This window comes from Microbacterium allomyrinae (assembly GCF_020682705.1).
GTDB lineage: Bacteria > Actinomycetota > Actinomycetes > Actinomycetales > Microbacteriaceae > Microbacterium > Microbacterium allomyrinae.
The window spans coordinates 865,738-890,954 of the sequence record NZ_JAGTTN010000001.1; the positions used below are offsets into that span (position 1 = coordinate 865,738).

Here is a 25,217-nt window from a genome sequence, read left to right on the forward strand (position 1 = left end):
CGGGTCACGGCATCCGGTGTCGGGCGGCCCGCCCGAGAGCGGGCCGCCCGAGGGGTCAGCGGAAGTCCGCCACGTAGGACTCGTACTCGTCACCGAGCGACGTCTGCACCTCTGCAGGGGTCTTGGTGCCGTTGACGAGTTCCTGCAGCTCTGCGACGAGCGAGTCGTAGAACGTCGGGGTGGGCCAGTCGGGATAGAACGAGAGGCCGTCCTTGTCATTGACCGCGTTGAACGCCTGAATCAGCTCGAGGCTCTTCGCATCGGTGATGTCGGCCTCATCGGCCGCGACGGGCAGTCCGCCGTTGTTGCCGATGAGCGCCTGGATCTCGGGGCGCATCGTGATGTCGATGAACTGGTAGGCGAGGTCCTTGCTGCCCGAGCGCTCCGGGACGACCCAGAGGTTGCCCGACGAGCCCAGGCTCAGGTCGCTGTCGGGGAACGGGAACACTCCCCAGTCGAAGCCGTCGATCTCGTCGACGAAGCGGCCGTACCACCAGCTGCCCGAGATGAAGATCGGTGCGGTGCCGTTGATGAACGAGACGCCGGCGTCCTCGGCCTTGAGGCCGGTGACGTCCTTCGAGATGTAGCCCTGGTCGACCCAGTCCGCCAGAGTCTCGGTGGCGTACGTGATCTCCTCGCCCTCCCAGTCCACGGGGTTCTCGTAGAGCTGGTAGTCGTTCACGAACTGGCGGTCGGCCTGGCTCAGCGCCAGCTGGTACCAGACCTGGCCGAGCGGGTACTCGAGGCCGGCCGTCGCGAGCGGCGTCACACCCTGATCGGCGAAGGCGCCGAGCACGTCCACGAACTCGTCGTAGGTCGTCGGGACCGCGAGGCCCGCCTCGGCGAAGGCATCCTTGTTGTAGTAGACCGTGACGAACTCGCCGTAGTTCGGGATGCCGTACCAGGCGCCCGAGCCCATCACGCCGTCTTCGTCGTAACGCGCGGTGGTCTGCAGCGCGGGAGCGAGCTTGTCGTCCCAGCCGTACTCCTCGACGGCATCTCCGATGTCGGCGAGCAGGCCTTGACTCGCGAGCAGGCCCGCGGTCGCGTTGCCCTTGTTGTACTCCATGATGTCGGGAGCCTCGTCTGAGTTGAGCACCTGGCTCGCCGTGGAGCGGATCTGCTCGAAGCTCTTCTCCTCGAACTCGACGGTCGCGCCCGTCTCCTCTTCGAAGACCTTGATCGCCTCGTCCCAGGCGATGCCCATCGCGCTGTTCGCACCTTCGAAGTGCCACAGGGTGAGCGTGTTGTCGTCGGATTCCTCGCCGGATCCGCCGGCGCACGCCGACAGCGCGATCGCGCCGATCGTCAGTGCGCCGACGGCGGCGAGGCCGCGCCGGGCGTTCTTGCGTGTGATTCGTGCCATCAGTGGCACTCCTTTCTCAGTGACCTGCGTTGGTCTCTCTGCGACCTGGTGCGGTCGAGGGGTGGGGATTCGGTTGTGTTGTCGAAGCGCTTCGATAACGGACACGAAGCAAGGATCGGATGCCGCGGCGATTCAGCTCGCCGCAGTCTCCGACGATGGTGTCGCCGGCGGGGCGACGGACCCCTGCGGGCTGTACGTGGGCGCGATGAGGCGGACTCCGGGCTCGGGCCGGTCCGGTCCGAGCGCCTGAATGGCCAGTTCGACCGCGAGGTCGCACGATGTCTGCGGCACGAGCGGAATCGAGTCGACGGAGACCGGCAACGCGGTCGTGTCGAACGACGCGCCGACCGAGATCACCGACACATCCTGGGGAACACGAAGGCCGCGGGATTCGATCTCGGCGAGCACGGCGGAGTGCGCCTCGTCGGAGCAGTGAAGGATGAGCGCGGTCGCACCGCCGGCGAGCAGGTCGCCCGTCGTGCGGCGAACCCAGGCGCGGTCGGCGTGCTTGATCCCCGATGTGCCGTGTGCGACGTCGGCGTCCCGCTCGCCGGCCCGGGCGAGCACGCTCGCGCGCACCCTCGGCGGGAAGTTCGATTTCACGTACGCGGTCTCGGTCTGTCCGACGAGCCCGATGGATGCGTGGCCCGCATCGACGAGGACGTCCACCGCCCGGGCGGCGGCCGCCTCGAAGTCCAGGTCGACGCAGACGAGGCCGTCGTGGTCGTCGGGGATCCCGATGAACACCGTCGGCGTGCTGATCTGACGCGCAAGGGCGACCCGAGGGTCGTCGGGGGCGACGTCGAGCACGAGGATCGCGTCGACGAGACCGTTCGCGGCCACACGGCTCATGCCGGCCTGGGCCTGTTCGTCGGTGAGCAGCAGGATGTCGTAGTCATTGCGTCGAGCGGCGATCGCCGTGGCGAGCACGAACGACATGTGCGTCGGCGCATGCGTGTCGTTGCGCAGCGGCTCGGTCAGGGCGAAGATCTGGGTGCGGGAGCCTGCGAGCATGCGAGCTCCGGCGTTCGGGCTGTACCCGAGTTCGAGCACGGCGGCCTCGATGCGCCGGCGGGTGTCGGGCGCCACCGGCCGCTTTCCGCTCAATGCGTACGACACCGTGCTGATGGACACCCCGGCGACCTCAGCCACCTCGTTGATGTTCGCCACGTTGACCTCGTCGTCGTTCGCCTACAGGGTTGCGAAGCGCTTCGCGGAAACGCTTCGACGGCATGTTAGGCAGGTCTCGACCCGGAGCGCAAGCCTTTTGTCGAACTCGACAACAAATCCCCGAGCCGGCGACTGAGCAATCTGTCACATTCCGTCATCATCGGGACGCGGCCTCCGGGCGATTTGACGCATTCAGACCCTTTCCGACATAATCAGCCTCATGACTGACAACGCGCATTCTCTGTCCGCCTGGGAGGCGAACAGGACTGCCGGCATGATGATGGCCGGCAGCGTTGTCATGTGTTGTCGAATGTGCCACTAGCACGGTGACCCGCCGGACTCCTCCTCCGCTTCTGAAACACGGCCAGCAGGAGTCCCCCCGAAGCACCGGTTTCGTGCGTCGATCACGCGCACCGGGACTGCTTCGCACACCGCCCAATGTCGGGCACCAGCCTCCAGAGGCTCCCTGCCACTCAGGGCCGCAGCACAGCCGAACCCGCCGTCATACCGGCCGGTTCCCTCCCACAAGGACATCGTCATGTCGACCATCGCTCTCCTCGACCGCCCCGCCGCTTCTTCCGTCCGCCACCTTCGCGCCGTGAACCACCCGGCCACCGTGGACGCCACCGCAACCCCCGAACCGGCCCAGGCCGCCCGCACGCTCCCCGCCGGCACGTCGCCCCGCGGCTTCGCCCTCTACGTCGGCATCGACGAGGCCAAGGCCGCCGCGTCCGGCGTGAGCCTGGGCGTCCTCGTCGAGGCGCTGCGCCGTACGCTCGGCGAGCTCGCCCCCGACGCCGAGACCTACGCCACCGTCGCCCTCGCGCCCGTCGGCTCGGGTGGCCGCGATGTCGACGTCGTGCGCCTTGCGCTGCACGAGCCGTCGGCGATCGCCCGCACCAAGCAGGAAGAGCCCGAAGACGAGGACCGCGCCGCCGGCGGCGTGGTGGTCGACATCTCGCGCAAGCGCGTGCTCATCGACGGCGACTCGGCCGCGTTCACCTTCAAGGAGTTCGAGCTGCTGCAGTACCTCGTGCTGCGCGAAGGCCGCACCATCGAGCGCACCGAGCTCGTGTCGTCGCTGTGGCAGGCCACCGACGACGACGCCCCGGGTGAGCGCACCATCGACGTGCACGTGCGACGTCTGCGCGCCAAGCTCGGCCGATACGAAGACATCGTTCGCACCGTGCGCGGCGTCGGGTACCGCTTCGACCGCCACGCCGACGTCGTCATCCGCTACGGCCACGGCACGCCTTCGCCCGACCGCTTCTGATCCGACGCGTCCCGTCGGGTTCGCACGCGACGACTCGGCGGATGTCGGAGGGCTCGGCGTAGGGTGGGCGGCATGACCACGTCGCTCTCGCACATCCCGCGTGCGAGGGATGCCGGTCGCTTCGTCACCGCGCCGTCTCGATCGCGTGACGCTCGGCCCGATACGACGCACCCGCTCGAGACGGAATACCGGCCACGGCATCCGCTCGATGTGCGACGCACGCTTCTCTTCCAGCGACGCGGCGCCGGCGACCCGACGATGACCGTGGCGGGGTCGGTCGTCTGGCGCGCGAGCCGCACCCCTGCCGGAGTCGCGACGCTCGCGATCCGCGAGACGCATCCCGGGGTGATCCGCGCGGCCGCGTGGGGGCCCGGCCGCGACTGGGCGCTGGGGCAGCTGCCGGCGCTGTGCGGCGCAGACGACGATCCGACCGGCTTCGATGCGTCGCGGCATCCGCTCATCGCGGACGCGCACCGCCGCAACCCCGGCCTGCGGCTCTCACGCACCGGCCTCGTCTTCGACGCGCTCGCGTGCGCGATCTTCGAGCAGAAGGTCACCGGCATGCAGGCCTTCGGCGCGTGGCGGCGCATCGTGACATGGTGCGGCGAGCGGGCGCCGGGCCCGACGCCGACACCGCTGTTCGCTCCCCCGACGATCGACGGCTGGCAGCACGTCCCGTCATGGGTGTGGCATCGCGCGGGCCTCGAGCCGCCGCAGTCGCAGACGGTCGTGCGCGCAGCCCGGCGCGGCGACGCGCTGGTGCGGGCAGTCCTCGCCGCCGACGACGGCGAGGCCGTCGACCGGGTCCTGGTGAGCCAGCCCGGCATCGGACCGTGGACCTCCGCCGAGACCCGTGCCCGTGCGCTGGGCGACCCCGACGCCGTCAGCGTCGGGGACTTCCACCTCGCGCATGAGGTCGGATACGCGCTGACGGGCACACGAACCGACGACGACGGGATGCTGCGTCTGCTCTCCCCCTGGGCGGGCCACCGCCAGCGGGTCATCCGCCTGATCGGCGCGAGCGGCGTCAGCGAGCCTCGCCGTGGACCTCGACTGCACCCCGAGGACCACCGCGACCGCTGAGCGCGCATCGCACGACGATGACATCTCGTCGACACCGCGTGTCGATGGCTGGTGCACGTCGCGAGCGGGCGGCAGGATGGGGCGATGATCGAGTCGCTGCACGGCCTTCCCGATGGCGTCCTCGGATTTCGCGCGGTCGGCGCAGTCGAGGCATCCGATTACGAGAGCGTTCTCGACCCGGCGATAGACGCCGCCATCGAGGCCGGGCGGGCGGTCAACCTCGTCTACGTGCTGGGCGAGGAGTTCGAGCGCTACTCGCTCGGAGCGCTGTGGCAGGACGCACGGCTCGAGGGCAAGCCGCCGAAGATCTGGGGGCGCATCGCCCTGGTGACCGACCACCCGGTGATCGGCGAGATCATCCACGGCATCGCGTTCCTGTTTCCCTGCGAGCTGCACATCTTCGCGGTCTCGGCGCTGGACGACGCGGTCGCGTGGGCGGCGGAAGGTCCGCAGACGTTCTGATCGGCGTCACCCGAGGTCTCTTGCGAATGTCGGAGGCCCGGACGACACTGGGATCCGCCACGCGGCCGGGCGCGGCATCCCTCTTCTACGTCCAGGAGTACGACATGCCCAGCCTCAATCCGTATCTGTCCTTCCAGAACCAGGCCCGCTCCGCGATGACCTTCTATCAGAGCGTCTTCGGCGGCGAACTCGATATCTCGACGTTCGGCGAATTCGAGGGGATGGTGCAGGACGACGCCGAGAAGGATCTCGTGATGCACGCCCAGCTGACCAGCCCTGACGGCTTCGTGCTGATGGGCGCCGACACCCCCACGGGCATGCCCTACGCGAAGCCCGCAGGCATCTCGGTGTCGGTCAGCGGCGATGACGAAGCCTCGCTCCAGGGGTTCTGGGACAAGCTCGTCGACGGCGGCGAGGTCGTCATGCCGTTCGACACCCCGCCGTGGGGCGGCCGGTTCGGCATGCTCACCGACAAGTTCGGCATCGACTGGATGGTCGCGCTCAACGCCTCGCAGTCGTAGCCGCAGCGAGCGGGGGCGCGATCACGCGTACTCGCTGTCGTCCACCGGCGAGGGTGCGGGGCCCAGAGCTGCCAGCTCGTCCCACACCCCGTCGGGGATCGGCGTCGCGGCGAGCTCATCGAGCTGCGCGCGCCGGTGCGGTGACGACACCCCGACCACCGTCGAGTCGACCAGGGGCGAACGCAGAGAGAAGTGCAGCGCGACCGCCGGCAGCGACACTCCGTGCGCCGCGCAGACCCGTTCGAGGCGCGACACCCACTCCTGCAGGTCGGGCGGCGCCGGCCGATATGCGTACATCGCGCCTTCCCGGGGGCCGGTGACCAGGATGCCGGCGCCGAACGGCGCCGCGTTGAACACGGTCATGCCGCGTTCGCGTGCGTCCTCGAACACCGGCGCGGCCGACGAATCGACCACCGTGAAGCGGTTGTGGATGAGCACGGCGTCGAAGACCCCCGTCCCGACGTAGCGCGCCATGAGGGGCACGGGCCCCGCGGCCACCCCGATCGCCGCGACTCGTCCGGACTCGCGGAGCTCGAGGAGCGCCTCGACGGCTCCGGCCCGACCCATCGCCTCGTCGAAGGTGACGCCGTACGGATCGTGCAGGTGCACCAGGGCGAGGCGGTCGACACCCAGGCGAGTGGTCGTCTCGTCGAACGAACGCAGCACACGGTCTCGGTCGAAGACCCCCGTGTCGAGGTCTGCGTCGACCTTCGAGATGATGCGGGATGCGGCATCCGGTCCGACAGCCGCGATCGCGAGCCCGAGGATGGCCTCGGATCGGCCGGCGGCGTAGTTGTTCGAGGTGTCGATGAATGCGTGGGTGCTCGCGAGCAGGTCGAGCGCGGTATCGACGGCCGCGGCCTCTTCGGACGATCCCGGCTCGGTGTCGCGGCCGAGGCCGGAGGTGCCGAGGGTCAGTGGGCTGACGTTGAGAACCATGGTTTCCGTTCCGGTCGGGCGAGCATCCCTTCCAAACTACCGATCCCGCGACTCGCGGGGCCCTAGGCTGTGGCCATGGCAACGAAGAGCAGGGGCTGGACCCGCGGTCACTCCGGGTGGGCGTTCGGCACAGCGCTCATGTTCACCCTCGGCATCATTTTCGGCCTCATCTGGGGCAACGTGCTGCTGGGCGTCGTGCTCGCCGCCGCGGTGTCGATCGGGTGGCTCATGGCCTACGAGTCGTGGCGGGGCCGCAACGTCGGCCTTGAGAACCGCGACGACGACGGCGCACGGCTGTAGCACCGGCATCCGCTGATCTGCTCCGTCACGAGCGCAGCGCCCCGAGCGGGCGCGCGGACGGACCCCTACCCTTCGCGACGAGCGCGTCGTATCGTGAGCGCCAGGAGGTGGTCCGCATGCGAGCGATCGTCGGCGACCGCGTGATCATCCACGGACGTATCGTCGGTGCAGCCGAGCGTGCCGGTGAGGTGATCGATGTGCGCGGGAGTGAAGACAACCCGCTGCTGCTCGTGCGCTACGACGACGGGCACGAGGTGCTCCTGTCGCCGGGCAGCGACTGCGAAGTCCGGCACGCCCCCTGACGCATGACCCGACTGCGGCGCCGCAGTCGCAGCCGGCACGGCATGGCCGCGGATGCCGACGGCACCTCGCCCCTGCGGTGACCGGCCGAGGCGTATCTTCGGAGCACGATGAGCAGCACGCAGAATCCCTCTGGTCGCCGGACGATCGCCGTCGCGGGTGGCACGGGCGTCGTCGGCCGCCATACCGTCGAGGCCGTCCGCGCCGCCGGGCACGTCCCCGTGATCCTCAGCCGCAGCACCGGAGTCGACCTGCTCACCGGCACAGGACTGGACGCCGCGCTGGCAGGTGCCGACGCCGTCATCGACACGTCGAACATCACGACCCTGTCCGCGGCCGCGGCGACGACGTTCTTCACCACGGCGACCGGCAATCTCGTGGCGGCGGCCGCACGGGCCGGCGTGGGCCATCTGGTGGTGCTGTCGATCGTGGGGATCGACCGCATGCCGCACGACTACTACGCGGGCAAGGTCGCCCAGGAGCGCGTCGTCGCGAATTCGACGGTGCCGTGGACGATCCTCCGAGCGACGCAGTTCCACGAGTTCGCGGCGCAGCTGTTCGACCGCGCGAAGCTCGGTCCGCTGCATGTCGCCCCTCGTGCGCGAGTGCGGCCGATCGCCGCGCGTGAAGTCGGCACGAGGCTGGCCGAACTCGCCGCCGGTCCCGCCCAGGGCCGCGCCACCGATCTGGGCGGCCCGCGCGAGGAGCGCCTCGACGAGATGGTGAAGGCGTTCGCGCGGCGCACCGGTCACCGCGGCTGGATTCCCTCGGTCAGCCTTCCCGGCGCCCAGATGAAAGGCATGAGGGCCGGGCTCGCGCTCCCCGCGTCCGGTGCCGTGCTCGGCACCCAGACCTTCGCCGCGTGGCTCGACACGCTCGACTGAGCCGCCCCGGGAAAGCGGCGAGAGCTACCGCGGCCCGAGGAGTTCGGCCACGATGGAGCCGGGGCAGGCGAACACACGACAGCGAGGGGGCAACGTGCGGCTCGCGATCGCCGGCGGCACAGGCCTCACCGGCTCCCGGATCGACGCGGTCGCGCGCGCCCGCGGACACGAGACGGTCGTGCTCGCGCGCAGCACCGGTGTCGAGCTGCTGAGCGGCGCGGGCATGCGCGGCGTACTCGAGGGCGTGGACGCCGTCATCGACGCCACCGATGTCGCGACCGCGAAGCCCGATGTGTCGGTGTCGTTCTTCGCGGGTGTCACGAAGACCCTGCTCGCCGCAGAGCGTGCGGCCGGCGTCTCGCACCACCTCGCGCTCACGATCGTGGGAGCGGATGCCGCACCAGACGGCTACTACGCGGGCAAGCTCGTCCAGGAGCGACTCGTCGCGGCGGGGTCCATCCCGTGGACGATCCTGCGCACGACGCAGTTCCACGAGTACGCCGCGCTGCTGTTCCACCGCGGACGCGCGGGCGCCCACGTCGCGCCGCGCGGACGGGTGCAGCCCATCGCGGTGGACGAGGTCGCCGCGCATCTGGTCGACCTCGCCGAGCAGGCGCCTGCGGGCCGCGCCCGCGACCTCGGCGGGCCGCAGGAGGAGAGCCTCGCCGACATGATCCGCCGCTACGCGCGCGCGATCGGGTTCCGCGGACCGATCCCGCTCGTGTCGGTTCCGGGGACGTGGGGCCGGGCGCTGCGCACCGGCGCACTCCTGCCGAGACCGGACGCGAGGCGCGGCACCCAGACGTTCACCGACTGGCTCGACGCTCTGCCCGACGCCTGATCGCTCGGCGCGGCGACCGCGTCCCGACCTGGTCAGTGACCGATGCGCAGCAGATGCGTGATCGCGCGAAGGACATCCCGACGACCGGACACCGACGATCGCCCCGCACGCTCGGCTCGGCTGAGCTCGACACCGGCGCGCGCGGAGGCCGCTACATCTCCTCGTGGACGTCGGGGTCCGCGTTCCACAGCCTCCCCCGCTCGAGCGCGCTGATCGCAGCGAGCTGGTCGGCGGTCAGTGTGAAGCCGAAGACGTCGGCGTTCTCGCGCTGCCGGTCTGCATCGGCCGACTTCGGGATGGGCGTGCTGCCGAGCTGGGTGTGCCAGCGCAGCACGACCTGGGTGGGCGTGACGTCGTGGACGACCGCGAGCTCCTGCAGGATCTGCTCCGTGAGCAGCTCGCTCCGTTTGGCCAGCGGGCTCCAGCTCTCGGTACGGATGCCGTGCTCGGCGTGGAAGGCTCGCAGCTCACCCTGAGGGAAGTACGGATGCATCTCGACCTGGTTGACCACGGGCACCACCCCGGTGCGCTCGATCAGCTCACTGAGCATCGCCTCGGTGAAGTTCGACACGCCGATCGACCGCACGAGCCCCCGTTCGCGCGCCTCGATCATGCCCTGCCAGGTGTCGACGTACTTGCCGACGCTCGGATTCGGCCAATGGATGAGCTGGAGGTCGATGCGATCGAGCCCCAGCATCGCGAGCGAACCTTTGATGCTGTCGATCGCCTGCTCGCGCCCGTGATGGCGGCCGGGGATCTTCGAGGCCACGAGCAGATCATCACGATCCGCTCCGCTGCGCCGCACCGCCTCGCCCACCTCGCGCTCGTTCTCGTAGTTCACGGCCGTGTCGAGCAGGCGATAGCCCGACTCGATGGCGGACACGATCGCCGAGATCCCCTCCTCGCCGCGCAGGTCGTAGGTGCCGAGCCCGAGCTCGGGGAACCAGGCGCCGTCGTTCAGAGTCACCGAGGGGATTTCGCTCATGACTCCATCCTTACGCGGTGACGGACGCCTTATCCAGGGGCCGTGTCGATCATCGGGCGAGCCCTCCGCGTCGGCGGCGGCTATGCGCCGTCGTCGGGGCCCTCGCTGATCGAGCGGATCCGCTCGCGAGGACCGGGAATCGCCCGCTCGGCGCGAGACCAGAGTCCGTCGGCGCCGCGCACCTCGTAGGCGGCGAATGCACAGGCGATGCCGTTCGCGGTCATCAGGTCGGCGGAGTCCATGAGCTGGAAATGCAGGTGCGGTGAGGTCGAGTTTCCCGTGTGACCGACGCGGCCGAGGATCGCGCCCGACGCGATCGCATCTCCGGACGCGACCTCGACGCTCCCGGGCACCAGGTGCGCGAAGCCCGCGTACACGTCACCCGCCCGCAGGATCACGTGGTTGCCGAGGATCGCGGGGATCCTGTCCGGCCGGAAGGTGACGCCGTTCCAGATCATGCGCGCCGCCTCGCGGAACGGATTGATCCAGCGTCGCTCCGGCATCCCGTCGACCGCGGCGACGACCTCGGCATCGAACGGCGCGTGCACCGCAGCGCCCCACGCATAGCACTCGTCCGTGCGGCCGCCGATCGTCGACGCGACGAAGGTCGACGTCGGGTGCACGTGCACGCCGGCACGATCATCGACCTTGATGAAGTCGAACGCGTACCGCTGCCCGAGAATGTCGACGCCATGGCTCGGGATCCGCGCCGCAGGCGTCGTCACCGCCATCCAGCCGGCACCGCGCAGCGGGAAGTCCACGACCACGGCGTTCTCGAGCTCGTGCGGCATGGGCACGAGCGTACCGACCGACCACCGCGAACGCTGTGCGATCGCCCCGCATCCGGATAGCTTCTCTCATGAGCGTCGGACCGACACCGACACAGACGAAAGGCCACGAATGACCTGGCGGATGCCGCACGAGGGCGACCTCCACGAGCGCACCTGGATGGCGTTCCCGAACGACGGGGCGACGCTCGGCGCCGACCCGGCCGAGCAGGACGGCTACTACGACGCGTGGAGTGCGGTGGCCCACGCGGTCGTCGAGTTCGAGCCGGTGACGATGCTCGTGGATCCCTCGAAAGCGGACCGTGCACGCCGCATGCTGAGCTCGGAGATCGAGATCGAGATCGCGCCCGTCGACGAGTTCTGGTTCCGCGACCATGGGCCGACCTTCGTCATCGATGACGAGCGGCCGGGCGTGCTGGGCGCCGTCGACTGGATCTTCAACGGCTGGGGCGCCCACGAGTGGGCCGGCTGGGCGGATGCCGCGCGGCACGCGCGCCTCGTCGCCGGCCTCGTCGGGGCCGAGATCGTCAGCTCGCTCCTCGTCAACGAGGGCGGCGGCATCCACGTCGACGGCGAAGGCACGGTGCTGGTGACCGAGACCGTGCAGCTGGATCCGCGCCGCAACCCCTACGCCGACAAGGCGCGCGTCGAGGCGGAGCTGGCTCGCACGATCGGTGCGACGAAGGCGGTCTGGCTCCCCCGCGGCCTCACCCGCGACTACGACGACCTCGGCACGAACGGCCACGTCGACATCGTCGCGACCATCCCTACGCCCGGGCGCCTCCTGCTGCACCAGCAGCGGAACCCCGAACACCCCGACTTCGCAGTGTCGCGCCAGTTGCGGGAGGTGCTGACGCAGGAGACGGATGCCGCGGGCCGCAGCTTCGAGATCATCGACCTGCCGGCACCCGACGTGCTCCGCGATCGCGAGGGATTCGTGGACTACAGCTACGTCAACCACCTCGTGGTGAATGGCGGCGTCATCGCGTGCGGCTTCGGCGAGGAGCGCGCCGATGCCCGCGCCCGCGACATCCTCGAGGCGGCCTACCCGGGCCGCCGCGCCGTGACGATCGACGCGCGCCGGATCTTCGCCGGAGGCGGCGGCATCCACTGCATCACCCAGCAGCAGCCGAAAGTGCTCCGATGACCCGTGTCGCGAGGACCATCCGATTCTGTGCTCGAGGCGAGGCGGTCTGATGTTCCCCGTCGTCGAGAGGACGATCGCCGAACTGCGCGCCGCACTCGCCTCGGGCGCCACCACGAGTGTCGGGCTCGTGGACGCCTACCTCGCCCGGCTCGACGCGTACGACCTTCCCGGCACCGCGACCGCGCTGAACTCCGTCGTCGTGCGCAATCCCGACGCGCGAGCCGATGCAGCGGCCTCGGATCTCCGGCGCCGCGAGGGGGGTGCTCTCGGGCCGCTGGACGGCATCCCGTACACCGCCAAAGACTCGTATCTGGCACGCGGGCTCACGGTCGCTGCCGGATCGCCGGCGTTCGCCGACCTCGTCGCGCGGCACGACGCGTTCTCGATCGAGCGTCTGCGCGCGGCCGGATGCGTGCTGATCGGCCTGACGAACATGCCTCCGATGGCGAACGGCGGCATGCAGCGCGGCCTGTACGGGCGCGCCGAGAGCCCGTACAACAGCGCATACCTGACGTCGGCGTTCGGATCGGGGTCGTCGAACGGCTCCGGCACGGCGACTGCCGCGTCGTTCGCGGCGTTCGGCCTGGGCGAAGAGACGTGGTCGAGCGGCCGGGCGCCTGCATCCCACAACGCACTGTGCGCCTACACCCCCTCGCGCGGCGTGATCTCGGTGCGCGGCAACTGGCCGCTCGTGCCGACGATGGATGTCGTGGTCCCGCACACACGCTCCATGGCGGATCTGCTCGAGATCCTCGATGTGCTCGTCGCGGACGATCCCGAGACCCGCGGTGACTTCTGGCGCGCGCAGCCGTGGATCGAGATACCGGATGCCTCGGCCGCACGTCCACTCTCGTACCCCGCCCTCGCATCCTCCGGTGCGGAAGCCGCGCGCGCGAAGCTCGCCGGGCGGCGGTTCGGGGTGCCCCGCATGTACATCGGCACCGATCCGGAGGCGGGCACCAATCCGGACGGCGGGATCGGCGGACCGACCGGCGAGCGCATCCGGCCCCGCCCGTCGGTGCTCGCGCTGTGGGAGCACGCCCGGCGAGATCTCGAGGCGTCGGGCGTCGAGGTGGTCGAGGTCGACTTTCCGGCGGTGACGAACTACGAGGGCGACCGCCCTGGTGCGCCGACCATCCTCACGCGCGGTCTCGTGTCTGCGGAATTCCTGCGGCGCGAGATCGTCGACCTGGCGGCGTGGGCGTGGGACGACTTCCTCGCCGCCAACGGCGACCCGGCGCGGGATCGGCTGGCGGACGTCGACGGCGCGACGATCTTCCCCCCTCCCTCCGGAGCGCTGCCCGACCGCTACACCGGGTTCGACGACGACATCGCGAACTATCCCGCGCAGGTGCGGGAGCACCCGTACACGTCGTTCACCGACATCCCCGAACTGGAGGCCGGAGCGCGCGGGCTCGAAGAGACCCGACGTGTGGATCTGGAGGAATGGATGTCGCGGCTCGGCCTGGACGCGGTGATCTTTCCCGCCGTCGCCGATGTGGCACCCGCCGACGCCGATGTGAACGACGCCGCGGCCGACATCGCCTGGCGCAACGGCGTCTGGGTCGCCAACGGCAACCTCGCCATCCGCCACCTGGGCATTCCGACGGTGACCGTGCCGATGGGAACAATGCCCGATATCGGCATGCCGGTGGGCCTCACGCTCGCCGGCCGCGCGTACTCGGACGCCGACCTGCTCGCGTGGGCGTCGGCGTTCGAGGCACTCCGCTCGCGCCGCACCACTCCCCCGCGCACACCCGAACTCTGACCGGAGCGGCGGGGTGACCGAGCCCCCGCGAGCAGAGCCCCGCGAGCCGGAGAGAGAACGCCCCGGGGCGGATACATCACCTCGGGGCGGGGAATACACGTCCCGAGGGGGAGGAAACGCCCCGGGGCGGATACATCAACACGGGGCAGGGAATACACGTCCCGAGCCGGAGAGAGAACGCCCCGGGGCGGATTCATCACCACGGGGCAGGGAATACACGTCCCGAGGGGGAGGAAACGCCCCGGGGCGGATTCAGGAAACGCCCCGGGGCACCGGGCGTATCAGCGCACGCTCGAGCGCAGATCCTCGCCGGCCCCGCCGATGGCCTCATCCGTGCTGTGCAGCGATGGCGGAGCCGCGGCATAGGCGGCCGACAGGGCGCGGTACGGCTTCGACCCGAACGCGAGCAGCACCACGATCAGCAGCACCAGACTCGCCCCGACGAAGGCGAGGGCTATGCCGCGCGCCTCGCCGGCGCCGAGCAGCCATCCGAGCGAGTCCTGACCCTCCTGCGAGTTCATGAACGGGATCAGCCAGAACTGCGCGAGCGGGCCGATGAGGAACGCCGAGACGGGAGCCGCCGCCGACTCCACGCTCGCCGCGAAGCCGAACACGCGCCCCTGCTTCTCGAACGGCACGACGCGCTGCACGATGGTCTGCTCCGCCGCCTCTGCGATGGGCATGAGGCACATGAACACGAGGATGCCCACCCCGTACAGCCACCACCACTCCCGGATCGCGAAGGTCATGCCGAGCACCGCGATGCCCACGTTGACCAGCAGCATGGTGCGCACCGGGTTCCTGCCCAGGCCGAACTTCGCGACTAGCGCGCCTCCGAGGATGAAGCCGAAGCTCGTGATGCCCAGCACGATGCCCCACACCTCGACAGAGAACAGGGTCAGACCGTAGGGGTCCATGAGCGCCATGAAGACGCCGCCGACGAGATTGTTGAACGTCGAGAACAGGATCAGCGCGAGAAGCCCCGGGACCACGACGACCGCGGGGATCACGCCGCGGAAGCCGAAGCCCTTCGGCACCTCGCCCTCGACGTGCACGACCCCGCGCTCGGGGATCGGCACGACGAGCAGGTGCACGAGCGCGAGCCCGGTCGCGATGATCGCGATGACGATCGTCCAGCCCATGCCGAGCAGACCGATCGAGAGTCCCGAGAAGACGCTCGTGACCATGAACGCGATCCCCTGCACGGCGCCGACCAGCCCGTTGGCCCTGTCGCGCCGCTCGGACGGCACGAGCAGCGTCACGGTCGTCGACAGCGCGATGTTGCGGAGGTTCTCGACCACACCGCCGATGAGGATGACGCCGGCGAAGACCCAGAACCACGGCCCGCCCCAGTCGATCAGCACGCTCTCGGGGAACGACAGGTACATCGCGCCCGCGAGCAGGTACGTCGAGAGCGTGACGACGCTCGACAGCACCATCACGGCCTTCTTCTTCATGCGGTCGACGATGACGCCGAACACGACGCCGAACACGGCGACCAGCAGCATGTACGACCCGCCGATGATCGCCGTCGCCAGGACCGAGCGCGTCTCGAGGTAGGCCCAGAACGTCAGCGCCCACCACAGGTAGCTGGAGGTGACGTTGGCCACCGCCGTGTTGGCGAGCACCTGGTAGAAGGCGCGGATCGTGCGGGGTCCGGGAGGCGCCTGCAGCGCCTCGGCATGCGTCGACGGCTGGGGCGACGACTGGCTCATGGGGGATTCCTCCGGCGTGGGCTGCGGGGCGAACGACGAGCGGGACCGCTAATGTGAATGTGGACACCGTTCACATAGATGTTCACACCGTACACACACGAGCGGAACCGCGCAATGACTTCACCGCGCACCTATCACCACGGGGACCTCCGACGTGCCCTGATCGACGAGGGTCTGCAGCTCGCGCGCGTCGGCGGACCGGCCGCGGTCACCCTGCGCGAAGCGACTCGCGCCGTCGGCGTCTCACCCAACGCCGCGTACCGCCACTTCACCGATCGCGAAGACCTCGTGCGCGCCGTGGCCGGTGAAGCGCAGCGCGCGCTGGCCCGTGCGATCGGCGACCGCGTCGCCGCTGCGCCGATCCACCTCTCCCCCGCGGATGCCGCGATCGAGCAGCTGCGCCGGGTAGGCCTGGCCTACATCGACTTCGCCCGGGCCGAGACGGGCTGGTTCGAACTCGCCTTCGCGACCCAGGATCCTCAGCCGAGCGAGGGCATCGTGACGCTCGACGACGAAGTCGTCGCGCCGTTCCAGCTGCTGCTGGACACGCTGGATCGGATGGTGGATGCCGGAGCCCTGGACCCCGGACGCCGTCCCTTCGCGGAATGGGCGTGCTGGTCCGCCGCGCATGGCTTCGCCGACATCGCCGTGCACGGTCCGGTGCGGTGGCAGCCGGCATCCGTCATCGACGCCCTCGCCGCCTCGGTCGTGGAGGCCGCGATCACGGGCGTCCGCGGCACCCCGTCGCCCGCACCCGCCGGGCTTGCGGCCCCGTAGACCGCAACCGGTCGCCGATCACGCTCGACGCTCGCGGCGCAGGCGAGCGCCGGGGCGGATCCGTCACCCCGGGACGGGGCGTTCACGCCCCGAGGTGGAAGGCGCGCCCCGGGGCGCGCCGCCATAGACTTCGCGCATGGCACGTCCCACGCCGCATGGCACCGCCCGCCCGCCGGTGCTGCGCAGACTGCTGTGGTGGGCAGCCGACTACCTCTACGCGGGGCGCCGCCAGCTCGCGGTGCTCTCGCTGCCCTGGTCGATCGGCCGACCGCGGCCCACGCCCGATTCGTGGCGCCGCGGCGATCCCGCACTCGCCGAGGTGTACCTGCTGCCCGGCGTGTACGAGCACTGGACGTTCCTGCGTCCGCTGGGCGATGCCCTCGCTGCCGCGGGGCACCGGGTGCACGTCGTGCACGGCCTCGGCGTGAACCGGCGGAGCATCCCCGATACCGCGGAGCGGCTCGTGCAGATCCTGAGCGAGACTCCTTCTCCCCCCTGCGGCCGCGTTCTCGTGGCCCACAGCAAGGGCGGACTCATCGGCAAGCTCGCCCTGGTGTCGTCGGGCGCGGCGATCCAGCTCGCGGACCCGCCTGCGCTCGGCGGGGACCCGTCGGTCTCGCTGCCCCCTGCGGACGGCATCGGCGCCGCGCACGGAGTCTCCGGACTCGCGAGCCCCGCCGCGAGCTCCGTCGAGACGCACCCGCTGGGGCTGCGCGGGCTCGTCGCGGTGGCGACGCCCTTCGGGGGAGCGCGGCGCGCGCGATATCTGTTCGCCGATCCGAGCATCCGCGCCTTCCTTCCCGCGGACGAGACGATCATGATGCTCGGCCGCGAGACGTCGATCAACGGACGGATCGTGTCGGTGTTCGGGTCGTACGACCCGCACATCCCCGAAGGCAGCGCGCTGGACGGTGCGACCAATGTCGAAGTGCCTGCGCCCGGTCACTTCCGGGTGCTGGCCGCACCGTCCACGGTGCGAGCCGTTCTCGACGCGATCGCACTGCTCGCCCCGGGCGGTCTCGCCGCGCCGTGATCAGGGGGATGCCGCGCCCGCGGGCTCCGCGGCGGCCGGCGCCGCGTCGACCACGACGCCGACCGGCTCATGGGCGCTCGCCACGTCACCTCGCCACGCGCGCAGGATCTCGATGTGCCGCAGCAGGAACGCCCGCTCGTCGAGCCGCTTGCGTCGAAGCCACCCGGTGACCTCGTCGTTGCTCTTGCTCGCATTGCACGAGCGGCAGGCGGGCACCACGTTCTCGAAGGTGTAGCGGCCGCCGCGCGAGATCGGCTGGACGCAGTCCTTCTGGAGCGCTCCGCCTTCGTCTCCGCAGTACGCGCACGCAGCCCACGCCTCGACGAGGGCTTCCCACTCCTCGACGGTGAGGTCGTTGTCGGCCGCCGCCACACGACGCGCACGGCGTCGGGACGCACGCGCCCGACGGGTCTGACTGACGGCCATGGCGGAAGGCTACCCGGGAACGGCCACGAACCGCCTGCACCGGACACCGTGTTCCTCGTCATGAGCCGAGGAGAGCCACCCCGGGCCCGTGTCAGGCGGCTCCGTCGAGAAGCTTCTCGATCGTCGTGATGACGCCGCCCTCGAGGTTCGAGGGCGCTGCGAACCTGGCCCGGGCCGACACCTGCGGATGCGCGTTGGCCATCGCGAACGACAGGTCCGCGGCATCCATCAGCTCCAGGTCGTTGAGGTAGTCGCCGAACGCCGCCGTCTGCGCGCGCGTGATGCCGAGCGCGGTCTGCAGTCCCTCGAGGGCGATGCCCTTGTTCACGCCCTGGTTCATGACGTCGATCCAGTGGTGGCCCGACACGACCACCTGGTGCGTCGCGCGCAGGTCGTCGAGCGCGGGGGCGGTCTCTTCGGCGGCGACGAAGTCGTAGATCGCGACCTTGAGGATCTGGTCGTCGACGCCGAGCAGATCATCGACCGGCTGCAGCCGCGCGTAGTACTTCTGCGCCTCGGCGAGGAACGAGGGATCGGTGCGCTCGATGTACGCCGACCGCTTGCCGCACACCACGACACCGAGATCGGCACCGTCGTCGGCCAGCGCGCGAAGGCGCGTGACGAGGGATGCCGCGAACGCCGGGTCCATCGCGTCGGAGCTGACCTCGACGTCGCCGTGGACGACGTAACCGCCGTTCTCCGCGATGAAGACCATGTCATCGAGATGATCCGCGAAGGCGCGCTGCAGGGTGGCGAGCTGGCGGCCGCTGGCCGGTGCGAAGCGGATGCCGCGCTCGTGCAGCCGGTCCAGCAGCGGCCAGAGCGCGTCGGGGATGCGGCCGGCGCCATCGAGCAGCGTGCCGTCCATGTCGACGGCGATGAGCTTGAGATCGGGCGAGGGAAAGGGCATTCGGGACCTCCGCCTTCCAGCGTAGGCGGAGGCGACCGGCTCCGGCGCAGGGCCGGAGGGACTCACAACCCGGGTCGAGCGTCAGTGAAGACCGCGAAACCAACGTGCACCCGGGTCCCTGTACCGTGAGTTGCGTGACTGCTCCCGTCGATGCCACCGCCACGTCCGCCTGGGCCGAGCTCAGCTCGATCCGCGACTCGTTCTCGCCCGACCTGCGCGGCTGGTTCGCCGCCGATCCGGACCGCGCCGAGCGGCTGAGCCTCGAGCTCGCCGACCTGCACGTCGACCTGTCGAAAAACCTCGTGACCGACGAGATCCTGGCCTCGCTCGTGCGCCTGGCCGAGCAGACCGGCGTCGCCGAGCGCTACGCCGCGATGCTCGCCGGCGAGCACATCAACACGACCGAGGACCGCGCGGTCCTGCACACCGCGCTTCGCCGCCCGGCGGGCGCCGAGCCCGCCCTCGTGGTGGACGGCCAGGACATCGACGCCGATGTGCAGTCCGTGCTCACCGCTCTGAGCGCCTTCGCCGACCGCGTGCGCTCTGGCGAGTGGACGGGCGTGACGGGCAAGAAGGTCACGCACATCGTCAACATCGGCATCGGCGGGTCCGACCTCGGCCCGGTCATGATCTCGGCCGCGCTCGAGCCCTATGCCACGGCCGGCATCGAGGCCCGCTTCGTGTCGAACATCGACCCGACCGACATCGCGCAGAAGACCAAGGGTCTCGATCCCGAGACCACGCTCGTCATCGTCGCATCCAAGACGTTCACCACGCTCGAGACGCTGACCAACGCGCGCCTCGCGCGCGACTGGCTCTGGGCCGGTCTCGAGGCATCGGGCGCGATCGACGGCAGCGAAGAGCAGCGGACGGATGCCGTCGCGCACCACTTCGTCGCCGTCTCGACCGCGCTCGACAAGGTCGCGGCCTTCGGCATCGACCCGGTGAACGCGTTCGGGTTCTGGGACTGGGTGGGCGGCCGCTACTCGGTCGATTCGGCCATCGGGCTGTCGCTCGCGATCGAGCTCGGCCCCGACGTGTTCCGTGAACTGCTCGCCGGCTTCCACGCCGTCGACGAGCACGTGCGCACCACCCCGCTCGCGCAGAACGTGCCGGTGCTGATGGGCCTGCTCAACGTCTGGTACACGAACTTCCTCGGCGCCCAGTCGCACGCCGTTCTCCCCTACGCGCAGCAGCTCAGCCGGTTCGCCGCCTACCTGCAGCAGCTCACGATGGAATCCAACGGCAAGTCGGTGCGCTGGGACGGCACGCCGGTCACCACCGACACCGGCGAGGTCTTCTGGGGCGAACCCGGCACCAACGGCCAGCACGCGTTCTACCAGCTGATCCACCAGGGCACCCGAGTGATCCCCGCCGACTTCATCGCGTTCGCGAATCCCGCCTATCCGCTCGCCGACGGCGGGCGCGATGTGCACGGACTGTTCCTGTCGAACTTCCTCGCGCAGACCAAGGCGCTCGCCTTCGGCAAGACCACCGAAGAGGTCGAAGCCGAGGGCACGACCGGACCGCTGGTCGCTGCCCGTACGTTCGCCGGCAACAAGCCGACGACGTCGATCTTCGCCCCCTCGCTGACCCCGTCGGTGCTCGGCCAGCTGGTCGCGCTCTACGAGCACATCACCTTCACCCAGGGTGTCATCTGGGGCGTGAACTCGTTCGACCAGTGGGGTGTCGAACTCGGCAAGCAGCTCGCCCTTCAGATCGCTCCCGCGGTCGAGGGCGACGCGGACGCGCTGGCCGCGCAGGACGCCTCGACCCAGGCTCTGCTGGCGTACTACGCCGCGCACCGCACCGTCTGAATCGAGACGGATGCCCTCCCCCACGCGTCGTGACCGGCGCGTGATTCGAGGGTGTCGGCATCCGTCTCCTTCGGGGTGATTTCCCGTTCCTGAGTCGGCCTGATCAGGCCTTTGCGAGCGGGCGCTCTCACGGTTCTTCCAGCGAAGCCCGGGGTTTCGTCCAGACGGATTGCGCAGACTCGGGAACTTGTGCGTCCGACCCGAGGACGCACCACGTCGCTTTCGCCGACGCGGAACACCCGAAGGATCGTACGCTCTCCATGCACGAAACCCCCTCGAAAACCCCTACCCGTCGCACTCTCCGCAAGACTCGCTCCAGCGCCCGCCGCCGCCCGACCCTCGCCGTGACCGTCGCCACCGGTGCCGCACTCGGCATCCTCGTGACCACCGGATTCGCCGCCGCCTCACCGGCCGTCGCGGTTGCCGCCGCCTCGACTCCGCTGGCCGCGTCGACCGTGGCGATCGCCTCGTCGATCGTCGGCGCCGAGACCCTGAGCGACATCCGCACCGACGCGCAGAGCACGCTCCTGGCCGCGCGCGTCGCCCTCACCGAGGCTGACGCCATCACTGCACGGATCGAGGCTTCGGGCCTCGACATCGGCGTCGACCGCACGACGATCGACACCTCGGCACTGCAGAGCTCGACCGACCAGCTCGCGAACCTCGACGTCGTCCCTGCTCTGCTCGTGCCAGGTATGGCCGAAGACACCGCGACCGCGACGCAGGCGGTGGCCGACCGGGTCGATGATCTGAGCGAGCACCTCGTGGCCGCGCAGGCGCAGAAGGCGGCGGAAGAAGCGGCCGCCGCTGCCGCTGCCGCCGCCGCGGAGGCTGCCGCAGAGGCCCAGCGTCAGGCAGAAGCCGCTGCGGCCGCCATCGCTTCCGCCAACACTCCCGATGGCGCGAAGGCGCTCGCCGCGCAGATGGCGTCGGCGAGCTTCGGCTGGGGCAGCGATCAGTTCTCGTGCCTCGCGTCGCTCTGGCAGAAGGAGTCGAGCTGGAACTATCAGGCCTACAACGCCTCCAGTGGCGCCACCGGCATCCCGCAGGCGCTGCCCGGCAGCAAGATGGCGAGCGCGGGCACCGACTGGCAGACCAACGCCGCGACGCAGATCGCGTGGGGCCTGGGCTACATCTCGTCGGTGTACGGGACCCCCTGCTCGGCATGGGGCCACTCGCAGTCCACGAACTGGTACTGAGCTTCGCCGCCGACGGAGGACGTGACGGGCGCCCCGCCCCGTGGGGCGGACGTCACTCCCCCGTCGGCCCCGCATCGAGCTGCCAGGCGGTGACCGCGACGTTCGACCCTTCGATGATGTCGAGATCGACCGGCCATGAGCCGCGCTCCATGCCGGCGGTCGGCGCCGCGTAGACGGTCTTGGTGACGAGCGCGCCGTGCGGTGATGCGGCATCCCATCCGAGGAACGACACGGCATACCCGCCGGCGGGCACCTCGATGCGCTGCGGCCCCGGATCCTGGGTCATGAACGAGCTGCCGGGCTCGATCGTCACCGCCAGCAGGTGGTTGTTCTGATCGCCGAACGCCACGTCGGGGTACCCCTCGATGGTGCACGGCTCGTCCGAGAAGTTCATCAGCCGGACCGGCATGCCGCGATGCCCGGTGGCCGCATCGGGCTCGCCGCTGAGCAGCATCGCCTTGTCGGCGGTGCACCACTGCGGGTCGAGATCGACGGATGCCGGAGCCTGCGTCGGCACGGGAACGCCGGGGGCCTCTGGATCGGGCAGGGCGCCGAACGTGACCTCCGCCTCGGCCGCCTGCCGCGCCGCGTTCTCCGCGGCGATGGCCTCTGCGCGCGCGCTGACGGACGCGACACCACCGGCGACCACGGCGACGATCGAGATCGCCGCGGCCGGCAGCAGCCACGCGGGTCGCCGGCCGGATGTCGGGGTCGCACCTGGGTCGGCGGGGACCGGGACCGGCGCACGCGCGACGAGGCCCGGCATCCATCCCGCCGCCAGGCCCCACAGTGCACCCGACGCGGCGCCGGCGCCGAACTCGCCCCCCAGAAGTCCGCGAGGACCGAACATCGCGAGCGAATCCCACGCCGCCGCAAGGTCGAAGGCGAGGCCGACGAGCGCACCCGCGGCGATGGTCGCAAACCATGCGACGACGAAGAGCGCTCCGCTGCGACTCAGAAGCGCGGTGACCAGCGCGTGCACCAGCGCCACGGCGAGCGCGCCGAGCAGCACCGCGGCGATCAGCCAGCCGCCGCTTTCACCCCACAGGAGTTGCGCCGGAACGACCTCGGGCACGAGCTGTGCGAGCTGGGCGGCTCCGCTCTGTATCTGCGAGAACGCCCAGCGGACGACGACGACCAGAAACCAGAGGGCGGCCGCGAGGACACTCGACACGAGCAGGCGGCGGCTGAGGGGTGTGCGCATCGCCCCCTATCCTGACGGATCCGCGGTCCACAAGTGCGGAGCCGGTGACCCGGATCAGCCTGCGCGCCCTGGCCCGTACCGCTCGGCGATCTGCTTCGAGGTGAACCAGCCGTCGTAGGTGTCGCTCTGCGGCCATCCGTCCGGCGAGTCCTGCCAGGCCTCCTGGCGGCCGTAGGGCAGTACGTCGACGAGCGGGAAGGTGTGCCCGAGCTGTTCGGTTCCGCGGCCGTTCGTGTGCCACGTGCGGAAGACCCGGTCGCCGTCGCGGAGGAAGACGTTGACGGCGAATCCGCCGCCGGCCGGTGCGTCCATGTCGGCGCCGAAGGCGCTGCCCGCCGTCGAGTACCAGTCCATGCGGTTGCCGGTCCGCTCCTTGTAGGCGAGCGCCTCGTCGATCGGCCCCTGGGTCACGATGACGAATCGCGCGTCGTAGGGCTCGAGGAACTCCAGGCGCGTGAACTGCGACGTGTACCCCGTGCATCCGGGGCAGTGCCACTGCTTTCCCTCGAACCACATGTGGTGGTACGCGATGAGCTGCGAGCGACCCTCGAAGATGTCGGCGAGACGGACGGGGCCCTCGGCGCCCACGAGCGTGTAGTCCGGCAGCGCGACCATGGGCAGTCGCCGCCGCTGCGCGGCGATCGCATCGAGCTCACGTGTGGCGGCCTTCTCGCGGATCCGCAGCGCGTCCAGCTCACGACGCCAGCTGTCGGCGTCGACGACGGGCGGGAGCGGTCGTTCGGTCGTGCTCGGCATTCCAACCTCCTGTGCGTTGTGCGCGATTATGTTCACACTGTACACATCGAGAGATCGGCGTCAAGGGGTCCGTACCGCCGTCGACCCCGTCGCGGGCGTCGCCGCCACACGCTGCAGCGCCGACTGTGGCAAGGGAACGCTAGTCCGGCACCGGATTCGATGCCGGCTTCTTCGTCGGCGTCAGGGCAACGCCCCCCGCGACCGCAAGGGCAGAAAGAGCGAGCGCGGCAAGACCGGCGCCGAGCGTGAACGCCGACGCAACCGCGCCGACGAGAAGCGGACCAGCGCTATCGCCGAGCTCTCGACCGAGTTCCGCTGAGCCCATCGTGCGACCCATCCGCTCCGGCGGCGTCGAATCGGCCAGAGATGCGAATGCGAACGGCGTGACCACGCCGATGCCCACACCGATGAGGACTGCCGCTGCGTACAAGCCGACCGGCCCCAGAGGCACTGCCGCGATCAGCACGCCCACAGCCAGCAGCAACAGCCCGGCGACCGTGCCCCGTCGATCCGAGACTGCGCCTCGATCGCGACGTGCGCCGACCCAGGGCTGCGTGATCGCGGAACACAGCGCCAGCACCGACGCGATTGCCACCGCCGCGATCACGCTCGACCCGTCTTCGGTCGCGAGAGCCGGCAGGAAGCCGATCGACGCACCCAAGACGGCCGTGGAGGTAGCGAGGGCGAGGGTCGGGATCACGAATCGACGATCGGTCGTCTGCCGAACGAGATCGACGACGGTATAGCGCGGGCGCGGCAACGGCGGGATCGACGGCAGCGCAACGGCCACCCAGACAGCACTCACCGCAGCCACCGCGGCCAGGACGCCGAACAGCAACGGCATCCCGCCCATGCCGATCAGTGCAGCCGCGAGAATCGGCCCGAGCGTGTACCCCAGAGACTTCCATGAGCCATATCGACCGAAGTACCGGCCGGTGCGCCCCGTGCCCGCGAGGCGCGCCACCGATGCCGACGCCGCCGGAGAGAACGCGGCAGCAGCGGCTCCCTGCCCGAGCCGTGCGACCGCGAGCATGACCATGTTGTCAGCCCCCAGCCCGAACAACGACAAGCCCGCGAACGCCACCAGCCCACCCACGATGACGGGCTTCGCGCCGATCCGGTCCGACAGTGATCCGAAGATCGGCTTGAGGAGGACTTCTGCCACGTCGTACAGGGCGAGGAGCACACCGATACGCAGGAGGCTGAGCCCGATCTCCTCCCCCGTCGCCCCCAAGCCCGCGGCCACGCTGAACGCCCCGAAAGCGGTCACAAAGCCGGCCGCATACAACGGAGCGATCGCCGACGTCGCCGCAGGATCCGCGATTCTCGTCACGCCAACTCCTCTCTCGCAGCGGCTCGAAAGACCGCTCCTCCAGCATGGCCTGCGCTGGGTCTCTCTCACGCTCTCGGCAACGGCGACTCGGTTCTGGCGCTCTAGGACAGACCCTTAGGAAACAACTCGAACTTCCGTCGCGCCCGCGACGTTGCGCCCAGAAGGGTCAATGTGTAGTTTCTGCCAGGGATGCTGTGGTCGAGTTCGACAAATTCACTGG

At 70.1% G+C, this 25,217-nt stretch carries 25 protein-coding genes; 14 read left to right on the forward strand and 11 right to left on the reverse strand.

Going from position 1 to position 25,217, the window contains the following annotated elements; all coding sequences use genetic code 11:
• Positions 1-55: 55 nt before the first annotated feature.
• Together KEC57_RS04150 and KEC57_RS04155 are read right to left on the reverse strand one after the other, a co-directional pair.
• Positions 56-1,366, reverse strand: coding sequence for an ABC transporter substrate-binding protein (locus KEC57_RS04150; RefSeq protein ID WP_229383255.1), 1,311 nt, complete (start codon positions 1,364-1,366; stop codon positions 56-58).
• A gap of 132 nt (positions 1,367-1,498) precedes the next feature.
• A complete protein-coding gene (locus KEC57_RS04155) occupies positions 1,499-2,536 on the reverse strand; it encodes a LacI family DNA-binding transcriptional regulator (RefSeq protein WP_229383256.1) in 1,038 nt (345 codons plus the stop codon).
• 538 nt (positions 2,537-3,074) lie between these two features.
• Here KEC57_RS04155 and KEC57_RS04160 point away from each other — a divergent pair.
• The 4 genes from KEC57_RS04160 (at position 3,075) to KEC57_RS04175 (ending at position 5,875) form a co-directional block, all read left to right on the forward strand.
• Complete coding sequence (locus KEC57_RS04160) at positions 3,075-3,809, forward strand: winged helix-turn-helix domain-containing protein (RefSeq protein ID WP_229383257.1); 735 nt, start codon at positions 3,075-3,077, stop codon at positions 3,807-3,809.
• Between the two features lie 72 nt (positions 3,810-3,881).
• Positions 3,882-4,892: a DNA-3-methyladenine glycosylase family protein gene (locus KEC57_RS04165; protein WP_229383258.1), complete on the forward strand. Its 1,011-nt coding sequence runs from the start codon at positions 3,882-3,884 to the stop codon at positions 4,890-4,892.
• Positions 4,893-4,976: 84 nt separating this feature from the next.
• The gene (locus KEC57_RS04170; protein WP_229383259.1) at positions 4,977-5,354 is read left to right on the forward strand and encodes a SpoIIAA family protein; all 378 of its coding nucleotides are present in this window, start codon (positions 4,977-4,979) and stop codon (positions 5,352-5,354) included.
• Positions 5,355-5,458: 104 nt separating this feature from the next.
• Positions 5,459-5,875 carry a VOC family protein gene (locus KEC57_RS04175; protein WP_229383694.1) on the forward strand — a complete coding sequence of 139 codons (417 nt, stop codon included), beginning with the start codon at positions 5,459-5,461 and terminating at the stop codon, positions 5,873-5,875.
• Between the two features lie 21 nt (positions 5,876-5,896).
• On the opposite strand, the gene KEC57_RS04180 is transcribed toward KEC57_RS04175, so the two are convergent.
• Entirely contained in the window at positions 5,897-6,814 is a 918-nt protein-coding gene (locus tag KEC57_RS04180) for an aldo/keto reductase (protein ID WP_229383260.1), read from the reverse strand.
• Between the two features lie 75 nt (positions 6,815-6,889).
• On the opposite strand from KEC57_RS04180, the gene KEC57_RS04185 reads away from it, so the two are divergent.
• The 4 genes from KEC57_RS04185 (at position 6,890) to KEC57_RS04200 (ending at position 9,139) form a co-directional block, all read left to right on the forward strand.
• Entirely contained in the window at positions 6,890-7,114 is a 225-nt protein-coding gene (locus KEC57_RS04185) for a hypothetical protein (RefSeq protein WP_229383261.1), read from the forward strand.
• Positions 7,115-7,230: 116 nt separating this feature from the next.
• Positions 7,231-7,416: a DUF1918 domain-containing protein gene (locus KEC57_RS04190; RefSeq protein WP_229383262.1), complete on the forward strand. Its 186-nt coding sequence runs from the start codon at positions 7,231-7,233 to the stop codon at positions 7,414-7,416.
• 108 nt (positions 7,417-7,524) lie between these two features.
• The gene (locus tag KEC57_RS04195; RefSeq protein WP_229383263.1) at positions 7,525-8,298 is read left to right on the forward strand and encodes an SDR family oxidoreductase; all 774 of its coding nucleotides are present in this window, start codon (positions 7,525-7,527) and stop codon (positions 8,296-8,298) included.
• 94 nt (positions 8,299-8,392) lie between these two features.
• Positions 8,393-9,139, forward strand: coding sequence for an SDR family oxidoreductase (locus KEC57_RS04200; RefSeq protein WP_229383264.1), 747 nt, complete (start codon positions 8,393-8,395; stop codon positions 9,137-9,139).
• Between the two features lie 151 nt (positions 9,140-9,290).
• On the opposite strand, the gene KEC57_RS04205 is transcribed toward KEC57_RS04200, so the two are convergent.
• Positions 9,291-10,124 carry an aldo/keto reductase gene (locus KEC57_RS04205; RefSeq protein ID WP_229383265.1) on the reverse strand — a complete coding sequence of 278 codons (834 nt, stop codon included), beginning with the start codon at positions 10,122-10,124 and terminating at the stop codon, positions 9,291-9,293.
• Positions 10,125-10,204: 80 nt separating this feature from the next.
• A complete protein-coding gene (locus KEC57_RS04210) occupies positions 10,205-10,915 on the reverse strand; it encodes a M23 family metallopeptidase (RefSeq protein ID WP_229383266.1) in 711 nt (236 codons plus the stop codon).
• 109 nt (positions 10,916-11,024) lie between these two features.
• On the opposite strand from KEC57_RS04210, the gene KEC57_RS04215 reads away from it, so the two are divergent.
• On the forward strand, positions 11,025-12,059 hold the full coding sequence (locus KEC57_RS04215; protein WP_229383267.1) for an agmatine deiminase family protein: 1,035 nt from the start codon (positions 11,025-11,027) through the stop codon (positions 12,057-12,059).
• Positions 12,060-12,108: 49 nt separating this feature from the next.
• A complete protein-coding gene (locus KEC57_RS04220) occupies positions 12,109-13,827 on the forward strand; it encodes an amidase (protein ID WP_229383268.1) in 1,719 nt (572 codons plus the stop codon).
• Positions 13,828-14,108: 281 nt separating this feature from the next.
• On the opposite strand, the gene KEC57_RS04225 is transcribed toward KEC57_RS04220, so the two are convergent.
• The gene (locus tag KEC57_RS04225; RefSeq protein ID WP_267492040.1) at positions 14,109-15,542 is read right to left on the reverse strand and encodes an MFS transporter; all 1,434 of its coding nucleotides are present in this window, start codon (positions 15,540-15,542) and stop codon (positions 14,109-14,111) included.
• 114 nt (positions 15,543-15,656) lie between these two features.
• On the opposite strand from KEC57_RS04225, the gene KEC57_RS04230 reads away from it, so the two are divergent.
• Complete coding sequence (locus tag KEC57_RS04230; RefSeq protein ID WP_229383269.1) at positions 15,657-16,319, forward strand: TetR/AcrR family transcriptional regulator; 663 nt, start codon at positions 15,657-15,659, stop codon at positions 16,317-16,319.
• Positions 16,320-16,455: 136 nt separating this feature from the next.
• Complete coding sequence (locus tag KEC57_RS04235) at positions 16,456-17,352, forward strand: lipase family alpha/beta hydrolase (protein WP_229383270.1); 897 nt, start codon at positions 16,456-16,458, stop codon at positions 17,350-17,352.
• On the opposite strand, the gene KEC57_RS04240 is transcribed toward KEC57_RS04235, so the two are convergent.
• Both KEC57_RS04240 and KEC57_RS04245 read right to left on the reverse strand, forming a co-directional pair.
• A complete protein-coding gene (locus tag KEC57_RS04240) occupies positions 17,353-17,778 on the reverse strand; it encodes an HNH endonuclease (RefSeq protein ID WP_229383271.1) in 426 nt (141 codons plus the stop codon). It lies immediately after the preceding gene.
• A gap of 91 nt (positions 17,779-17,869) precedes the next feature.
• A complete protein-coding gene (locus KEC57_RS04245; RefSeq protein WP_229383272.1) occupies positions 17,870-18,688 on the reverse strand; it encodes a Cof-type HAD-IIB family hydrolase in 819 nt (272 codons plus the stop codon).
• A 134-nt stretch (positions 18,689-18,822) separates the two neighbouring features.
• Here KEC57_RS04245 and pgi point away from each other — a divergent pair, with 134 nt between their 5' ends.
• On the forward strand, positions 18,823-20,505 hold the full coding sequence (gene pgi / locus KEC57_RS04250; protein ID WP_229383273.1) for a glucose-6-phosphate isomerase: 1,683 nt from the start codon (positions 18,823-18,825) through the stop codon (positions 20,503-20,505).
• Positions 20,506-20,765: 260 nt separating this feature from the next.
• Positions 20,766-21,704 (forward strand): aggregation-promoting factor C-terminal-like domain-containing protein, encoded by a 939-nt coding sequence (locus KEC57_RS04255; protein ID WP_229383274.1) that lies wholly within the window; start codon positions 20,766-20,768, stop codon positions 21,702-21,704.
• A gap of 52 nt (positions 21,705-21,756) precedes the next feature.
• Here the strand turns inward: KEC57_RS04255 and KEC57_RS04260 are convergent, their stop codons facing one another.
• The 3 genes from KEC57_RS04260 to KEC57_RS04270 form a co-directional block, all read right to left on the reverse strand.
• A complete protein-coding gene (locus KEC57_RS04260; RefSeq protein WP_229383275.1) occupies positions 21,757-22,908 on the reverse strand; it encodes a DUF4232 domain-containing protein in 1,152 nt (383 codons plus the stop codon).
• 54 nt (positions 22,909-22,962) lie between these two features.
• A complete protein-coding gene (locus KEC57_RS04265; protein WP_229383276.1) occupies positions 22,963-23,664 on the reverse strand; it encodes a DUF899 domain-containing protein in 702 nt (233 codons plus the stop codon).
• Positions 23,665-23,803: 139 nt separating this feature from the next.
• The gene (locus tag KEC57_RS04270; protein WP_229383277.1) at positions 23,804-24,997 is read right to left on the reverse strand and encodes an MFS transporter; all 1,194 of its coding nucleotides are present in this window, start codon (positions 24,995-24,997) and stop codon (positions 23,804-23,806) included.
• Between the last annotated feature and the right edge of the window lie 220 nt (positions 24,998-25,217).

What these genes read in the sequence shown, in the direction of transcription:
- KEC57_RS04175 (WP_229383694.1), top strand. Translation starts at nt 5,459, where the DNA reads ATGCCCAGCCTCAATCCGTATCTGTCCTTCCAGAACCAGGCCCGCTCC.
- KEC57_RS04265 (WP_229383276.1), bottom strand. Translation starts at nt 23,664, where the DNA reads ATGCCGAGCACGACCGAACGACCGCTCCCGCCCGTCGTCGACGCCGAC.
- KEC57_RS04255 (WP_229383274.1), top strand. Translation starts at nt 20,766, where the DNA reads ATGCACGAAACCCCCTCGAAAACCCCTACCCGTCGCACTCTCCGCAAG.
- KEC57_RS04170 (WP_229383259.1), top strand. Translation starts at nt 4,977, where the DNA reads ATGATCGAGTCGCTGCACGGCCTTCCCGATGGCGTCCTCGGATTTCGC.
- KEC57_RS04195 (WP_229383263.1), top strand. Translation starts at nt 7,525, where the DNA reads ATGAGCAGCACGCAGAATCCCTCTGGTCGCCGGACGATCGCCGTCGCG.
- KEC57_RS04160 (WP_229383257.1), top strand. Translation starts at nt 3,075, where the DNA reads ATGTCGACCATCGCTCTCCTCGACCGCCCCGCCGCTTCTTCCGTCCGC.
- KEC57_RS04165 (WP_229383258.1), top strand. Translation starts at nt 3,882, where the DNA reads ATGACCACGTCGCTCTCGCACATCCCGCGTGCGAGGGATGCCGGTCGC.
- KEC57_RS04150 (WP_229383255.1), bottom strand. Translation starts at nt 1,366, where the DNA reads ATGGCACGAATCACACGCAAGAACGCCCGGCGCGGCCTCGCCGCCGTC.
- KEC57_RS04240 (WP_229383271.1), bottom strand. Translation starts at nt 17,778, where the DNA reads ATGGCCGTCAGTCAGACCCGTCGGGCGCGTGCGTCCCGACGCCGTGCG.
- KEC57_RS04230 (WP_229383269.1), top strand. Translation starts at nt 15,657, where the DNA reads ATGACTTCACCGCGCACCTATCACCACGGGGACCTCCGACGTGCCCTG.
- KEC57_RS04205 (WP_229383265.1), bottom strand. Translation starts at nt 10,124, where the DNA reads ATGAGCGAAATCCCCTCGGTGACTCTGAACGACGGCGCCTGGTTCCCC.
- KEC57_RS04225 (WP_267492040.1), bottom strand. Translation starts at nt 15,542, where the DNA reads ATGAGCCAGTCGTCGCCCCAGCCGTCGACGCATGCCGAGGCGCTGCAG.
- KEC57_RS04185 (WP_229383261.1), top strand. Translation starts at nt 6,890, where the DNA reads ATGGCAACGAAGAGCAGGGGCTGGACCCGCGGTCACTCCGGGTGGGCG.
- KEC57_RS04235 (WP_229383270.1), top strand. Translation starts at nt 16,456, where the DNA reads ATGGCACGTCCCACGCCGCATGGCACCGCCCGCCCGCCGGTGCTGCGC.
- KEC57_RS04180 (WP_229383260.1), bottom strand. Translation starts at nt 6,814, where the DNA reads ATGGTTCTCAACGTCAGCCCACTGACCCTCGGCACCTCCGGCCTCGGC.
- KEC57_RS04245 (WP_229383272.1), bottom strand. Translation starts at nt 18,688, where the DNA reads ATGCCCTTTCCCTCGCCCGATCTCAAGCTCATCGCCGTCGACATGGAC.
- KEC57_RS04260 (WP_229383275.1), bottom strand. Translation starts at nt 22,908, where the DNA reads ATGCGCACACCCCTCAGCCGCCGCCTGCTCGTGTCGAGTGTCCTCGCG.
- KEC57_RS04190 (WP_229383262.1), top strand. Translation starts at nt 7,231, where the DNA reads ATGCGAGCGATCGTCGGCGACCGCGTGATCATCCACGGACGTATCGTC.
- KEC57_RS04215 (WP_229383267.1), top strand. Translation starts at nt 11,025, where the DNA reads ATGACCTGGCGGATGCCGCACGAGGGCGACCTCCACGAGCGCACCTGG.
- KEC57_RS04210 (WP_229383266.1), bottom strand. Translation starts at nt 10,915, where the DNA reads ATGCCGCACGAGCTCGAGAACGCCGTGGTCGTGGACTTCCCGCTGCGC.
- KEC57_RS04220 (WP_229383268.1), top strand. Translation starts at nt 12,109, where the DNA reads ATGTTCCCCGTCGTCGAGAGGACGATCGCCGAACTGCGCGCCGCACTC.